The organism is Pseudoalteromonas aliena SW19, assembly GCF_014905615.1.
GTDB classification, from domain to species: Bacteria; Pseudomonadota; Gammaproteobacteria; order Enterobacterales; family Alteromonadaceae; genus Pseudoalteromonas; species Pseudoalteromonas aliena.
This window is the reverse complement of the sequence record NZ_AQGU01000025.1, coordinates 11,059-26,255: the sequence shown is the minus strand read 5'-3', so window position 1 is coordinate 26,255 and position 15,197 is coordinate 11,059. Positions and strand designations below refer to the sequence as shown.

At 39.3% G+C, this 15,197-nt stretch carries 12 protein-coding genes; 3 read left to right on the top strand and 9 right to left on the bottom strand.

Annotation, left to right across the window (positions count from 1 at the left end; genetic code table 11):
- The first annotated feature begins 28 nt into the window (after window positions 1-28).
- The gene (locus tag PALI_RS05700; RefSeq protein ID WP_138584177.1) at window positions 29-1,312 is read left to right on the top strand and encodes a YeaH/YhbH family protein; all 1,284 of its coding nucleotides are present in this window, start codon (window positions 29-31) and stop codon (window positions 1,310-1,312) included.
- Window positions 1,313-1,330: 18 nt separating this feature from the next.
- Complete coding sequence (locus PALI_RS05695; protein ID WP_193155205.1) at window positions 1,331-2,845, top strand: SpoVR family protein; 1,515 nt, start codon at window positions 1,331-1,333, stop codon at window positions 2,843-2,845.
- Between the two features lie 157 nt (window positions 2,846-3,002).
- Here PALI_RS05695 and PALI_RS05690 read toward each other — a convergent pair whose 3' ends face one another.
- Together PALI_RS05690 and PALI_RS05685 are read right to left on the bottom strand one after the other, a co-directional pair.
- Window positions 3,003-3,974, bottom strand: coding sequence for a sensor domain-containing diguanylate cyclase (locus PALI_RS05690; protein WP_138584175.1), 972 nt, complete (start codon window positions 3,972-3,974; stop codon window positions 3,003-3,005).
- A 3-nt stretch (window positions 3,975-3,977) separates the two neighbouring features.
- Window positions 3,978-4,982, bottom strand: a complete 1,005-nt coding sequence (locus PALI_RS05685; RefSeq protein WP_077537690.1) for a response regulator — start codon at window positions 4,980-4,982, stop codon at window positions 3,978-3,980.
- Window positions 4,983-5,325: 343 nt separating this feature from the next.
- Between PALI_RS05685 and tpx the strand changes: the two genes are divergently transcribed.
- Window positions 5,326-5,907, top strand: coding sequence for a thiol peroxidase (tpx, locus tag PALI_RS05680; protein ID WP_193155204.1), 582 nt, complete (start codon window positions 5,326-5,328; stop codon window positions 5,905-5,907).
- Between the two features lie 74 nt (window positions 5,908-5,981).
- Here tpx and adk read toward each other — a convergent pair whose 3' ends face one another.
- The 7 genes from adk to dnaX form a co-directional block, all read right to left on the bottom strand.
- Window positions 5,982-6,626 (bottom strand): adenylate kinase, encoded by a 645-nt coding sequence (gene adk / locus PALI_RS05675; protein WP_007584076.1) that lies wholly within the window; start codon window positions 6,624-6,626, stop codon window positions 5,982-5,984.
- Window positions 6,627-6,818: 192 nt separating this feature from the next.
- A complete protein-coding gene (htpG, locus tag PALI_RS05670) occupies window positions 6,819-8,732 on the bottom strand; it encodes a molecular chaperone HtpG (protein ID WP_193155202.1) in 1,914 nt (637 codons plus the stop codon).
- 118 nt (window positions 8,733-8,850) lie between these two features.
- Window positions 8,851-9,576 carry an RluA family pseudouridine synthase gene (locus PALI_RS05665; RefSeq protein WP_193155200.1) on the bottom strand — a complete coding sequence of 242 codons (726 nt, stop codon included), beginning with the start codon at window positions 9,574-9,576 and terminating at the stop codon, window positions 8,851-8,853.
- Window positions 9,577-9,580: 4 nt separating this feature from the next.
- Window positions 9,581-11,482 (bottom strand): MFS transporter, encoded by a 1,902-nt coding sequence (locus tag PALI_RS05660; RefSeq protein ID WP_193155199.1) that lies wholly within the window; start codon window positions 11,480-11,482, stop codon window positions 9,581-9,583.
- A gap of 131 nt (window positions 11,483-11,613) precedes the next feature.
- Window positions 11,614-12,222 (bottom strand): recombination mediator RecR, encoded by a 609-nt coding sequence (recR, locus tag PALI_RS05655; protein WP_193155197.1) that lies wholly within the window; start codon window positions 12,220-12,222, stop codon window positions 11,614-11,616.
- Between the two features lie 7 nt (window positions 12,223-12,229).
- Window positions 12,230-12,556, bottom strand: coding sequence for a YbaB/EbfC family nucleoid-associated protein (locus PALI_RS05650; protein WP_077539006.1), 327 nt, complete (start codon window positions 12,554-12,556; stop codon window positions 12,230-12,232).
- Window positions 12,557-12,616: 60 nt separating this feature from the next.
- On the bottom strand, window positions 12,617-15,196 hold the full coding sequence (dnaX, locus tag PALI_RS05645) for a DNA polymerase III subunit gamma/tau (protein WP_193155196.1): 2,580 nt from the start codon (window positions 15,194-15,196) through the stop codon (window positions 12,617-12,619).
- Window position 15,197: the final 1 nt, after the last annotated feature.

Here is a 15,197-nt window from a genome sequence, read left to right as displayed (position 1 = left end):
TCATAGTCGTAGTTTTTAGGAGGTCATTATGGCGCACTTTATAGATAGGCGTTTAAACGGCAAAAATAAAAGCACGCTTAATCGTCAGCGCTTTATTAGGCGCTATAAAAAGCAAATTAAAGAAGCTGTATCGGATGCTATAAACAAACGCAGCGTTACTGATTCTAGCTCTGGTGAGAGTATTTCTATTCCACAGCGAGATATCAGCGAGCCCACATTTCATCAGGGAAAAGGAGGAAATAGAGAGCAGATTCACCCTGGTAACGATCAGTTTTCTACGGGTGATAAAATTGAACGCCCAAAAGGCGGACAAGGTGGCGGCGCTGGAGAAGGCGAAGCAAGTGATACAGGCGAAGGGCAAGACGAGTTTGTGTTCTCTATATCAAAAGATGAATACCTTGACTTGCTATTTGAAGACCTAGAATTACCTAACTTGCAAGAAAATCAACTCGATAAATTAGTGCAAATGAAAACCCATCGCGCTGGATTTTGTAGCGATGGAATGCCAAGTAATATCGATATAGTTCGTTCACTACAAGGCTCACTTGCACGTCGTGTTGCCATGAGTGCGGGTAAAAAACGTCGCTTAGTTGAGCTTGAAGCGCAACTAGCTATGCTTCTTGTTGAGTCTCACAGCGATAAAGCTGCAATCGCCTTACTAAAAAAAGAAATTGAGACATTAAAAGTACAAATTAAATCAGTCCCGTTTATTGATAATTACGATTTACGCTTTCGTAATTATGAAAAACGCCCTCACCCCACCAGCAAAGCAGTGATGTTTTGTATTATGGATGTGTCTGGCTCAATGGATCAGGCGACAAAAGATATGGCAAAACGCTTTTACATCTTGCTTTATCAATTTTTAACACGAAGTTACAAAGACATTGAAGTGGTTTATATTCGCCATCACACACAAGCAAAAGAAGTAGATGAGCAGGAGTTTTTCTACTCTCAAGAAACGGGCGGTACGATTGTTTCAAGCGCCCTTAAGTTAATGGACGAAATAATTAAAAAGCGCTACCACGCGGATGAGTGGAATGTATACGCAGCGCAGGCCTCTGATGGCGATAATTGGGCTGACGATACGCCGCAATGTGGGCAGATTTTACGTAATAAACTTTTAGATGCAGTACGGTATTTTGCTTATATAGAAATTACCACACGTGCCCATCAAAGCTTATGGCGCGAATATGAAGACATAACACACAGCCATAGCAATTTCGCTATACAGCATATTAAAGAAGTAGAAGACATTTATCCTATATTTAGAAAGCTATTCAAAAAAGGTCGTCAACAGCAAGGCCCTGCATAGCCTAAAGCGAGGTGCACTATGAACGACAAACGAATGAGTGATGGCCCAGATTGGACCTTTGATTTATTAAATGAGTACCAAGGTGAGATAGCTCGCGTTGCAGCCCACTACAAATTAGATACTTACCCTAATCAAATTGAAGTGATCACAGCCGAGCAAATGATGGATGCTTACTCGAGCGTTGGCATGCCTATAGGATATAGCCACTGGTCGTATGGTAAAAAATTCATACAAACAGAGCAAAACTATAAGCGCGGACAAATGGGTCTCGCTTACGAAATAGTGATCAATTCAGACCCTTGTATTGCGTACTTAATGGAAGAAAATACGCTTCCTATGCAAGCGCTTGTAATGGCGCATGCCTGTTATGGGCATAATTCATTTTTCAAAGGTAATTATTTATTTAAAACATGGACTGATGCAAGCTCAATAATAGACTATCTTTTATTCGCTAAAAATTACATAAGTCGCTGCGAGGAAAAACACGGTATAACTCAAGTAGAAACCTTATTGGACTCTTGCCATGCACTCATGAATTATGGTGTTGATCGCTATAAGCGCCCACAACAAATATCGCTATTTGAAGAACAAAAACGTCAACATGAACGAGAAGAATACCTACAATCGCAGGTAAACGAGTTATGGCGAACCATTCCTGAACAACAACAAGAAACAAAAAAGAAAACACGCCACTTTCCAGAAGAACCACAAGAAAATATTTTATATTTTATTGAAAAAAACGCCCCATTACTCGATTCTTGGCAACGTGAAATTATACGTATTGTACGTAAAATTTCACAATACTTTTATCCGCAAAAACAAACTCAGGTTATGAACGAAGGTTGGGCTACATTTTGGCACTATACTATCCTTAATCATTTATATGATGAGGGTAAGCTGACTGACTCATTCATGTTAGAGTTTTTACAAAGCCATACTAATGTAGTGTACCAGCCCCCTTATAACAGCAAGTATTATTCAGGCATTAACCCATATGCTTTGGGTTTTAATATGATGGTTGATATTCGCAGAATATGTGAACACCCAACTGAAGAAGATAAACGCTGGTTTCCTGAGTATGCAGGTAGTAACTGGCTAGATACCCTGCACTTTGCAATGGAAAACTTTAAGGATGAGAGTTTTATTAGCCAATTCCTATCGCCCAAATTAATACGCGATTTTAAATTATTTACTATCGTCGATCATGCAAATAACCCACACTTAGAAGTTGGTGCAATACATAACGACAATGGCTATCAAGTCGTTAGAGAAGCACTCTCAGCGCAGTATAATTTGAGTAATCATGAGCCGAACATTCAAGTGTATGATGTTGATATTAGAGGCGATAGATCGCTTACGTTACGTTACATCCCACATAACAGCGTCCCTTTAGCAAACTCACACGAGGAGGTACTAAAACACCTTTACAGACTGTGGGGCTTTAAAGTAAAACTCGAACAGGAGTCATACTCTGGTGAAGTATCAACTATTAGTCAATGCCCAATAGATGACTCTCGTCACACAACAGAGTGAATATAATGGATCATAAAAAACTCCTCGTACTGACCAGCTCAATAGAATAGGCAAAACTTATAGCAAAAACAGCAAAAAATAAGGCGTTTACTAAAAATTGACTTACTTATTTTAGCACCTCATTGAAATAACAATTAATTGATATAAAAAATGACACTTAGAGGTCATTTTTTATATCATCGAAAGAAGTTACTCTATTACGGCCACCCTCTTTTGAAGAATAAAGTGCTTTATCTGCCGCCTCAATCCAACGTTCATGATCCTTAAATTCATGATTAAAACATGCCAAACCAATACTTACCGTCATCCTAATCTCGAGATTTTTATGTAAAGCAGGAGATGATTCAATCAATTGCCTTAAACGTTCAGCAAATACAACTGAGCCTTCTTTATCTGTATCAAGCAAGGTTACTACAAACTCTTCACCACCGTAGCGCCCTGCTATATCCGTTTCACGCAGTGCTGAGCGCAATAGCTTAGCAATATGGCGCAAAGCCTCATCCCCACCACTGTGTCCATATTTGTCATTCACTTTTTTAAAGTGATCAATATCAAACATCAATAAAGCGCTACAGCCTTCGTTGCGTTTTGTACGCAGGTATTCTTGCTTTAACAAATCCTCCCAATGACCTCGGTTTGTTAACTGTGTTAAATTATCAACTTGACTCATTTGCTCAAGCTTTTTGTTCAAATCTTCTAATTCTTTTTTATTTACTGCAATATCCGTAACATCATAAAGAATAATACAAATGTGACTCACCTCTGCTCTTATATTGGTCAGCGGTATAAATGTCGCATTTTGATACATGTATTCAGCTTTGCCTGTTATTGGGCGATAATTTTTAAAGCGAAATATATAAGGCTGCTGCTCCCAAATAGTAAATGAGCGATTTTTTAATACAAATACTGATTCTGACTTACTTCTAAACCATTTTTCGTCAATTGCTGGAAATAAATCAAATAAATCTTTGTGCTTTACCGCACTTGGTAACAATCCTGAATGGTTTTCCATAAAACCATTCCATACGCATACCTTATAATCTCTATCGAGCACCACAAGGCCTACATCAACGGTGTTAAACATATCCATTAACCAATGGATCTCATTCATATCTAAATCAGCGGCCATAACTTAGTCTTCTAATAGGTAAGCAACTTTGAACTTCAAAGTTTTAAGTGAATCTTCAGTAAATAGCAGCATAAGATCACAATTTATATCGTGATTTTCTATGCCGTAGCTAATCTCAATAGCAAGTGTGCGCTGCCAGCGTGACTTATTAGCTTTTACCAACTCAGAGACATCTCGGTGCTGACCAAGAACTATAGGGTGCCCTTGGCTAAATGACATATCGAGTTGTTTTGAAAGGCCTGTTAAAATTGCCCCAATGAGGATATTACTTATATCCATAAGTAACTCAAGTTCAACTTTGTCGTTAAGTTCACCATCGTAATTCATTAAAGAGGCGATTTCTTTAAAGCTGGAGTCATTTAATAACAATAATGCTTCACCGGATACGCCACCACCTATAAACCCTTGGCAAACACCCGAAGTAGAGGCATTGTTGTCAATAGAGCGCAGCGCCATATCTAACTCGCTTACCTCTAATATATTAACGTTGGGAATAGGCAACTTAACGAATACATTGAGAAGACGTGCAAGTAAATCACCCGCTTGACCCATTGCAACATTAGTTAGCTCTTGATATATATCACGAACATCAGGGTCTACTTGTTCTCCTAATGAATGAGAAAGGCGTTCGCGCATGGCTTTATCTTTAATGCCATGATGCTCTATAATCTCGGCTAGCTTTTCTGCCGAGCAAGGCTTTTGAATGAAATCAATTGCACCAAGCTCAATCACTCGTTGATGCGCGCTTGGCTGAATATCGCCAGACACGACCACGGTTAATATATTAAGCCCTTGCTCTTTCATGGCTATTAAAACTTCATAGCCATCCATTTCTGGCATATTTAAATCGAGAAAAAGGATTTCAGGTTGAATTAATTCTATTTGCTTAATGCAGTCAACACCATTAATCGCAAACTCAACTTTGATATCCCAATCATCTGGCAAAGATCGTGCTAATTGACGCCTTGCTAATTTTGAATCATCACATATTAGTACCGATGTTGACATATAATCTCTCTATTTCTTAACTGCTAAATTTATATCCAATTCTTTTCTACTAATTATACCAATCTGCTTATATATGGGGTCTATTTAACGTTAAGAAAATTACGCTAGAACTAGGCAAAAATTTTTGTATCTAGTTGTTCTAAATAAAAAATTTTTAACGACGTTACAGTGCAATTTAATTCGTTAAATTGATCAAAGATTTATGCAGTTTGGTATTACCTTGCAATTAAAACATTTTAATTTTATTTCAGTTTAAATGTTTTACCAGTATATAATTCCTTGGTTAGCAATTAGCAGTATAATACACTGTAGTTTATTTGGTTAATTTAAAAGAGAATTACCTATGTTTCGTGCATTATTTTTTATCCTTAGTATTTTTAGCTCCTTCACAAATGCAACCCCTATATTAGAAAACAAACTAGATGCGGGAAAGGTATCTGCCCAAGGTAAACCTGTCACATTACTTGGTAAAGGTGTATCTGTTGGCGACACAGCACCTAATTTTAAAGTAGTGGATGGAAATTTCACCCCTGTAACACTCGACGATTATAAAGACCAAGCTATTTTAATTAGTGTGGTGCCAAGCCTTGATACCGGCATTTGTAGCCTGCAAACAAGACATTTTAACGAAAAAGTAGCCGCGCAATTTCCAGCCGTTGCTATGTTAACTATTAGTGCAGATTTACCTTTTGCGCAAAAGCGATTTTGTAAAACAGAAAACATAGATAAAATAACAGCACTATCTGATTCTGTTTGGCGCGATTTCGGCCAAAAATACGGATTGATTATCAAAGATATGGGGTTATTAACACGCTCTGTACTTATTTTAGATAGAAGTCATAACATCATTTATAAACAATTGGTTAGCAGTCTTTCAACTGAACCTGAGTACAATAGCGTACTCGAAAAACTTAAAACGCTGTAATGCCGATTAAGCAATGCTAAATAGCTTTAAAACAAAAAACCGCCAATTGGCGGTTTTTTATTATGCTTTTAAATCTAACCTAAAAGCTCACCAAGTTGTGAACTAACCGCTTCAACAGCTTGTGTACCATCTAGTTTATGGTATTGAGTGTTACCAGCAGCCGCTTCTGCTTGGTAATAATCAACTAATGGCATCGTTTGTTCGTGGTAAATACCTAAACGTTTACGTACTGTTTCTTCAGTATCGTCAGCACGAACAATTAAGTCATCCCCAGTTTCGTTGTCTTTACCTTCCACTTTTGGTGGATTATAAACAATGTGGTAAACACGACCAGAACCAGGGTGAACACGACGTCCGCCCATACGTTCAACAATCACTTCATCAGCTACGTCAAATTCAATAACGTGATCAACCACTACGCCATTTTCTTTCATTGCATCGGCTTGAGGAATTGTGCGTGGGAAGCCATCAAGTAAAAAGCCTTTCTCACAATCAGCTTTAGTAATACGCTCTTTTACTAAACCAATAATAATATCGTCAGAAATTAGTTGACCAGCATCCATCACTTTTTTTGCTTCTAAGCCTAATGGTGTGCCTTCTTTAATTGCTGCACGTAACATATCGCCAGTAGAGATTTGTGGAATACCGTATTTGTCCATTAAAAACTGAGCTTGAGTACCTTTACCTGCACCCGGCGCGCCCAAAAGAATAATGCGCATATTATTGTCCCCTAGTATGGATATTTATTTTAAAGCCTGAATTCTTCCACAAGCGCCGCCGATACTCAAGTAACTTATACTAATTGATGAGTTGTTGATGCATTTACAGCGCATTAAAAAAGGGAACACACGTTCCCTTTTATTTAAAGTATATAATTTATACTTTTATTAACTAAATAAATAGTTAACTGATTACTTGCTTAGTTCTAGCATCAGTTTGTTTAAGCGAGTAACAAATCCGGTTGGATCTTTAAGTGTACCGCGCTCTGCAAGTAATGCTTGGTCTAATAAAACATGTGACCACTGTGCAAACTTATCTTCGTCTTGCTCGTCATTTAAATGCTTAACAAGTTGGTGATCTGGATTTAGCTCAAACACAGGTTTTGCTTCTGGTGCTGCTTGGCCCACAGACTCCATTAGCTTTTGCATTTGTGAGCTCATGTCGTTGTCGTCGCTTACAACACATGCTGGAGAATCTGTTAGACGGTGCGTAAAGCGCACTTCTTTAACGTCGTCACCGAGTGCTGTTTTAATGCGTTCAACAAGCCCAGCCATCTCTTTTTCAGACTCTTCTTGTGCTTTTTTAGTTTCTTCGTCGTCAAGCTTACCTAAATCTAGATCACCACGTGTGATTGACTGTAATTGCTTATCAGCAAATTCAGTTAAGTGGCTCATCATCCACTCGTCAACACGGTCACTTAGTAGTAATACTTCAATGCCTTTTTTGCGGAAAATCTCTAAATGAGGAGAATTTTTCGCAGAAGTAAATGTATCAGCTACTACATAGTAAATTTTGTCTTGGCCTTCGTTCATGCGCTCAACGTATTGCTCAAGCGACACATCTTGCGTTTCTGAATCAGTATGCGTAGACGAAAAGCGTAGTAGCTTACATACGGCTTCTTTATTTGCCGCATCTTCAGCTGGGCCTTCTTTCATTACTTGGCCAAACTCATTCCAAAATACTTGGTAATCGTCAGCTTTGTTTTTAGCCATACGCTCAAGCATTTTAATAATGCGCGATGTACACCCTTTACGAATAGCTTGCGTTACTTTGTTGTCTTGTAGAATTTCACGCGATACGTTTAGCGGTAAATCGTTTGAATCTAGTAAACCTTTTACAAAGCGAAGGTAGCTTGGCATAAACTGCTCAGCATCATCCATTACAAATACACGTTGTACGTAAAGCTTTAAGCCACTTTGACGTTCACGGTTCCATAAATCGAAAGGTGCTTTTTTAGGGATGTATAAAAGGCTGGTGTATTCCGTTTTACCTTCTACCTTATTATGCGCCCAACTAAGTGGATCTTCCCAGTCGTGGCTTACGTGCTTGTAAAACTCTTTGTATTCTTCATCAGAAAGCTCTGACTTATCACGCGTCCACAATGCAGTTGCACGGTTAATGCTTTCCCACTCACCTGGTACTGCTGGAATTTTTTCGCCGTCTTCGCCTTCAGACTCTGGTACTTCTGCTTTAAACATTTGTACAGGTGTTGAAATATGGTCTGAGTATTTAGTAACAATGCCACGTAAGCGGTAATCGTCAGCAAATTCTTTTTCTTCATCACGAAGATGTAAAATAATGTCGGTACCACGGCCTTCTTTTTCAATTTCTTGAAGTGTGTATTCGCCTTCACCTTGAGATTCCCACTCGTACGCCGTTGTTTCACCCGCTTTACGTGTACGAACAGTTACTAAATCGGCAACTATAAATGCTGAGTAAAAACCAACACCAAATTGGCCAATCAGCTGTGAATCTTTACTTTGATCCCCTGTTAAGTTTTTGAAAAACTCAGCAGTACCCGACTTTGCAATTGTACCCAATGAGCTAATTACTTCATCGCGTGTCATACCAATACCATTATCAGAAATGGTAATTGTATTTGCTTCTTTATTTGCGCTAATACGCACACGTAAATCAGCGTCACCTTGATAAAGATCGCCCTGAGATAGCGCTAAAAAGCGTAACTTGTCTGCTGCGTCTGATGAATTTGACACAAGCTCACGTAAAAAGATTTCTTTATTAGAATAAAGAGAGTGAATCATTAAGTTTAATAATTGTTTTACTTCTGTTTGAAAGCCTAATGTTTCTTTTTGTGCTGTAGTCATTTATATATCTCCAATTTGCAAAGTGTCTGCGTTATGCACTTAATATGGGGTGAGGTGTTAGAACTTCAAGGGAAAAATTTAAAAAAGGTAAAACGAAAACAAAGAACAGTAAAATTATTTAAAACGGATGCGGACAATTAATATGTATTTTTTCACCGCTTGTTGGGTGCTCAAAATATAAATCGCTGGCATGTAATTGTAAGCGCCCTGCCATGTGTTCACTTTGCTCACTTTTATATAAATCACAGCCTAAAATAGGATGACCTATAAACTGGCTGTGTATTCTCAATTGATGGGTACGTCCAGTAACAGGCGTAAATTGCACTAAGGTTCTGCACGGGTGCTTTAGTCTCTCAAGCACTTTATATTCACTTATTGCTGTTTTACCTGTTGCTTGGCAAATTTTAACTCGCGGAAAGAGCAGCCTATCTTTTGCTATTGGCGCAGTTATTTGTCCCTCACTAACAGCCAAGCTACCCTCTAGCATCGCTACATAACGCTTTTGAATAGTGCGTGCCTGAAACTGTTTATTAAGATGCTTTGATGCTTCGGCGTTTAATCCAACAATCATAATGCCCGATGTACCCAAATCTAAACGATGCGGTAACTTAGCCTCAGAAAAAGCGGCTGTTAACCCTTTTTGGCCATTCACTAAACGATAATGCACTGAATCCCAATTAAGCGGATTTTTGCCCGACAAACTCAATAACCCACTGGGTTTATTGATCAGTAAAATATCGTCATCTTGATATAATATTTCAATAAACCCAGCGCATTTAGGCGCTACAAAATCATCAACAATAATATGTGGTTCTGAAGGTGTATCTAATATTGGGCTAGTCATTAAATTAATCAACACCTTTAGAGTGAAGCGCTTTCAAAGCTAAAACATGCTCACGTAAATCGTCTGCTACTACTTTGTCAGCTGCAATCGGGCCACCTACTGCAACCGACACCAAAGACCATTTTAATCGCGGTAATTGCCACTTAGCTTTACGGCTAAACATACTCCCCCACAAGCCCCCTAAATGCACAGGGACAACGGGCACAGGAGAGCGTGCAATAATACGCTCTATTCCACGACGGAAAATATCGATTGAGCCGTCACTAGTCAGCTTCCCTTCGGGGAAAATACCAACAAGCTCGCCTTTTTCAAGCGCAGAAGCCACTTCATCAAACGCTTTTTTAAACGCCTCTGGGTTCGTTTTTTCACTATCAATGGGAATAGCTTTAGCCATTTTAAATAACCAATGTAGAGCTGGCGAATAATAAATAGGCGCAAATACCATAAACCGAATAGGCCTTGGTGACGCTGCCAAAATAAACATCCAATCAACAAAACTGACGTGGTTGCACACAATAACAGCGGCACCTTCATTAGGAATGTTAGCTTCGCCTTTTGTTCTTACGCGGTACATACAAATGGCCAAAATATAAATAACAAAGCGTAAAAAGAATTCAGGTACTTTGGTATAAATATAAACAGAAATAAGTAAATTTAGCCCCGCAAGTAACAGCAATAGCTCTGAAATACTCCACTGAAAAACAGACAACGTGACAATACTTAAAACAGCACTGCCCACCATAAACAAGGCATTTAATACATTGTTAGCCGCTATAACTCGTGATCGACTCGCTTCTTCAGTCCGTTGTTGAATAAGCGCATATAGCGGTACAGTGTAAAAACCGGCGCCAATGCCTATGCCTGCCATCCATATGAAATGCCACACCATATCGCCTGTTTTTAATACCTGTGCGAGCGTTAATAATTCAGTATGTTGAGGTGTATAGGTACTGATAGCGGGCTCTTGGCTCAGTAAATATAAAAACAAGGTAATTAAAATAGCGCCAAAGGGCACAATGCCTAGCTCAATACGAGAGCGAGATAACTTTTCACACAGTAATGAACCAATAGCAATACTCAATGAAAATACAACCAGTGCACTGGTTACCACCAATTCATCGCCGCCCATTACGTGTTTTACATAATTTGGTAGGGACGTTAAAATGATGGCGCCAATTAACCAAAACCAACTGATCCCAAGCACTGACTTACCAACCGATTCTGTTTGCGAATTAAGTGCTGTAAATACGTTTTTTGTGGATGAAAATATATTATAGGTAAATTTTAAGTTCGGCTCGTTCGCCTCACTAACGGGTATAAAACGACTGCTTACATAACCCATAACAGCCAGCACTAATACCGCAATACTTATAGCCGTAGGACCTAGCGATTGAGTAATGTAGTAGGTGCCAAAAATTGTACCGATCAGTATTGCTACGAACGTGCCCGACTCAACCAAGGCATTCGCTTTTGTTAATTCGCTAGGTGCAACGTGCTGAGGTAAAATAGAGTATTTTAATGGCCCAAAAAACGTACTTTGCACACCCATTAAAAATACTGTGGCTAACATAAGCCACACGTATTGCGTTAAAATTGAGACAGCACCTACAATCATAATAGGAATTTCAAACAACTTTACGATTCTAATGAGCTTAGACTTTTCTGTTTTTTCTGCGAGCTGTCCTGCCATCCCTGAAAATAAAAAGAAAGGTAGAATAAATAGCCCCGCAGCAATATTTGAATACAATGCCCCATCAGCAAGCGTTGCGGCCTGAAATATCAATAAAATAAGCACCGATTGCTTATACACATTATCGTTTATCGCTGAGAAAAACTGCGTAATAAAAAGCGGTAAAAAACGCTTACTACTCAGTAATCCGCTTTGATAGGATTGATTATTCTTCATTGTATTCCTTACTAATTAGAGACATAGCTCAAAACATATTACACTGCTTCTAAGCTTACCTTAAAAACAAAAAAGCCTACATAATTTAATCATGTAGGCTTTTATAATATGTTTCAAATAGTAACTTTGAGTTAGTCTTGAGTAACAGCACGCCTGCCGCTAAAAGCATGCATAAGCGTTCTGCCGTCCACTAAATCAAGTTCACCTCCCACAGGAATGCCATGAGCAATGCGCGAAGCACCTACTTTATACTTATGACAAAGCTGCGCAATATAATGCGCTGTAGTTTCACCTTCAACGGTAGGATTAGTCGCTAAAATCACCTCATTAATACCGCCCAGAGCAAGTTTTTGCTCTAAAACGTCTAAGCCAATTTCTTTAGGACCTATGCCATCTATAGGCGATAAATGACCCATGAGTACAAAGTACAAACCTAAATATTGGCCAGTTTGCTCGATGGCAAGCACATCCGTAGGCGATTCAACAACGCATAATATCCCGCTGTCTTGACGCTTTGTGCTTAAACAAATATCGCATTGAGCTTGTTCGCAAAAAGTACGACAAGACTGACAATGCCCTACGGCTGTCATTGCTTTAGTCAATGCATTACCAAGCTGAGTGCCCCCTTTTCGGTCGCGCTCTAGCAAGTGAAAAGCAATACGTTGCGCTGACTTTGGGCCAATGCCTGGTTGGCAGCGCAATGCCTCAATAAGCTGATTTAAACTATCTGAAAGTTGCATTATTTACTTAAAACGGCATTTTCATACCTGGTGGTAATTGCATACCGCCAGTTACTTTACCCATGCGCTCTTGTGTTTCTTCTGCAACACGGCGGACAGCATCATTACACGCAGCAGCAAGTAAGTCTTCAATCATGTCTTTGTCGTCTTCCATTAAGCTCTCATCAAGCTGAACACGACGAACATTGTGATTACCAAGCATAGTTACTTTAACTAGACCAGCACCAGCTTCACCAACAACTTCTAGTGTGGCAATTTCTTCTTGGGCTTTTTGCATGCGATCTTGCATTTGCTGCGCCTGCTTCATCATGTTGCCCATTCCACCTTTAAACATAGCTTTCTCTCTTTCTTTTAATACATTAATTAACATGAACATAAGGGCGATTGTAAGTAATTACAATGCCTGAATACTATTTTCATCAATTTCGGCGCTAAATACCTGCTGGAATTGTACTATGTTTTCGTCAGATGTGATCACATCGATTGCTTGTTGATGACGACCTGCATCAATTTTTTGCTGGATAAGATAAGGAGAGTCGATCACCCCTTTAGCAAAATTAATACTTAATGACACGTTATGCTCATAAATACTCGACAGTGCCGCATCTAGTCGTTGGCGAAGCATAGGTGTATCTAAATGCTTTTGTGATTCATCAACGTCTATATGTAAACTATTACCTTGCTTGGTAAAGATTGAATGCAATGCAAATTGGCGCATTCGACCACCCAATCCCATACGTTTTATTAAATAGGCCCACTCATCTTGTTGATGCGCAAATCTAATTTCACTAATTGGGCTATGAAAATCGTCAGGTACTGGAATACTTACTTCTTCTGCTGCAACTTCAGGTGCCTTTTGAGGGTTTATTTGCTCAAGCAGCTCTGGTGCTAAGTTTTCAGTAATTGTTTGATGCTTAGTTTTAAAATCGATCTTTTCAGGCTTTGCAGCACCTTGATTATCAGCCGGTATGTGGCTCCCTGTTACTAGGAGCTGTGACTTTTTTTCATTCTCACCTGCTGTATCAGTAGCCCAAGGCGGCGGATTGTCTGACTGTGCATATACTGAGTCAGTCGTTATTGATACCGCGTTATTTAACTGCTCATTTGTCTGAGCCACTGTATTTTTATCTTTTGATGCTTCACCAACATTATGATTACTGCTAGTAACAGTGCTGTTAGATACGTTTGATGAACTTGCCTTTGCCGTATTTAAGTTTGTCCCAGAAAGCTTTCCTGAGCCTGATATATTACGATCACGCAATATGCGCGCAATAGCGGATTGCGCTTTTGCCTCACGTTCAACAATCGAAGCATTCTCAGCTTGTTGCTGCTGGTTTTGTAAGTCTGATTGCGGCTCAGGAATGTTTTGCTCAATATCTGTTGAGTGCTCTGGCAAATGACTATGTTGATTATCAGGGATCGTGTTTTGTGGATTAAACCCTTGATCAACCGCACTGCTCATTACATCATCAAACTGCGCCGCTAACGTTTGCTCTACATCACTGTGTTGCATGTACGCTTCATCTTCACTTTGACGTTGTGTTTGAACGTCAGTGATTACTTCAGTCGAATGGCCCGGCACTTGTTGATCTACGTGTTCACTATGTATTGAATCAGTTTGAAGTGGCGCTGACTTATTCGGATCTGAGACTCGTATCTGGTTATCAACTACATTACCAGTAGCCAGTTTGGTGTTCGCTTGTGGCTGTTTTTCAGGTTCAACCGTTTTATGTTGTTCGGTATTACTGACTAGGGCTGTATTTTGATCTTGCAAAACAGGCTGTGTATTACTTTGCGCTGGTTTATTTTTATTTAATATATCGCGTAACGCATTCGCTTTACTTGGTTTGTTTTGTACTGGGTCAGCCGTTGGCGCTTGATTGTTTGCAGCAACTGGCTCAAATGCAAGCAACCTCAGCATAAGCATTTCAAAACCTAAACGAGGTTCTGGTGCCCATTGTAAATCTTTTTTACCATTTAAAAGTAATTGGTAAAAAATTTGTATTTGTTGTGGACTTGTGTGCTGCGCAACGTGCGTTATGTAATCAGCATTCGTTTCATCAAGCTCTGCTGCCTGTGGCACTAATTGAGTGAGTTGAGTTAAATGTGTGAGCGCAATTAAATCATCAAGTAAGGCAATATAATTTGGATTTCTGCTCGCGACATGTGCAATTTCGCTCATTAAAGCTGTGCCATCTTGGGCAAGTAATGCAGCTAATAAGCTTTGGCTGTAATGTGTATCCATCAAACCAAGCATTGTTTGTACTGCTTGATTATTAATATCACCATTTGTTTGCGCAATCGCTTGATCGGTTAAGCTCAGTGCATCACGCATACTGCCGTCAGCGGCTTTTGCAATAATACTAAGTGCATCATTATCATAGCTGAGCTGTTCTTGAGTAAGTACGTGTTCAAGCTGTGTTTTAATTTCACTTTGCGATAACGCATTTAAGTTAAATTGCAAACAGCGAGATAAAATAGTGACAGGTAATTTTTGTGGATCGGTCGTCGCTAATAAAAATTTCACATGCTCTGGTGGCTCTTCAAGCGTTTTTAAAAGCGCATTAAAGCTGTGCTTTGAGAGCATGTGAACTTCATCGATCAGGTATACTTTATAACGTCCACGCGTTGGCGCATATTGAACGTTATCAAGTATTTCGCGGGTGTCTTCTACTTTGGTACGAGAAGCTGCATCTATTTCGAGTAAGTCAATGTAACGCCCTGCTTCTATATCTAAGCAGCTGCTACATTGGCCACATGGATTTGCAGATATACCTTCATCGCAATTTAAGCTTTTCGCAAAAATACGTGCAATGGTGGTTTTACCTACACCGCGGGTTCCAGTGAATAAATAAGCGTGATGCAGTCTATTTTGTGTAAGCGCATTTACAAGCGCTTGCTTAACATGAGACTGCCCAACCAATTCATGAAAGGTTTGAGGACGCCATTTTCTCGCTAGAACCTGATAACTCATC

Excerpts from the sequence above, each read along its gene's own strand:
- PALI_RS05700 (WP_138584177.1), top strand. The coding sequence starts at position 29 with ATGGCGCACTTTATAGATAGGCGTTTAAACGGCAAAAATAAAAGCACG.
- PALI_RS05695 (WP_193155205.1), top strand. The coding sequence starts at position 1,331 with ATGAACGACAAACGAATGAGTGATGGCCCAGATTGGACCTTTGATTTA.
- PALI_RS05690 (WP_138584175.1), bottom strand. The coding sequence starts at position 3,974 with ATGGCCGCTGATTTAGATATGAATGAGATCCATTGGTTAATGGATATG.
- PALI_RS05685 (WP_077537690.1), bottom strand. The coding sequence starts at position 4,982 with ATGTCAACATCGGTACTAATATGTGATGATTCAAAATTAGCAAGGCGT.
- tpx (WP_193155204.1), top strand. The coding sequence starts at position 5,326 with ATGTTTCGTGCATTATTTTTTATCCTTAGTATTTTTAGCTCCTTCACA.
- adk (WP_007584076.1), bottom strand. The coding sequence starts at position 6,626 with ATGCGCATTATTCTTTTGGGCGCGCCGGGTGCAGGTAAAGGTACTCAA.
- htpG (WP_193155202.1), bottom strand. The coding sequence starts at position 8,732 with ATGACTACAGCACAAAAAGAAACATTAGGCTTTCAAACAGAAGTAAAA.
- PALI_RS05665 (WP_193155200.1), bottom strand. The coding sequence starts at position 9,576 with ATGACTAGCCCAATATTAGATACACCTTCAGAACCACATATTATTGTT.
- PALI_RS05660 (WP_193155199.1), bottom strand. The coding sequence starts at position 11,482 with ATGAAGAATAATCAATCCTATCAAAGCGGATTACTGAGTAGTAAGCGT.
- recR (WP_193155197.1), bottom strand. The coding sequence starts at position 12,222 with ATGCAACTTTCAGATAGTTTAAATCAGCTTATTGAGGCATTGCGCTGC.
- PALI_RS05650 (WP_077539006.1), bottom strand. The coding sequence starts at position 12,556 with ATGTTTAAAGGTGGAATGGGCAACATGATGAAGCAGGCGCAGCAAATG.
- dnaX (WP_193155196.1), bottom strand. The coding sequence starts at position 15,196 with ATGAGTTATCAGGTTCTAGCGAGAAAATGGCGTCCTCAAACCTTTCAT.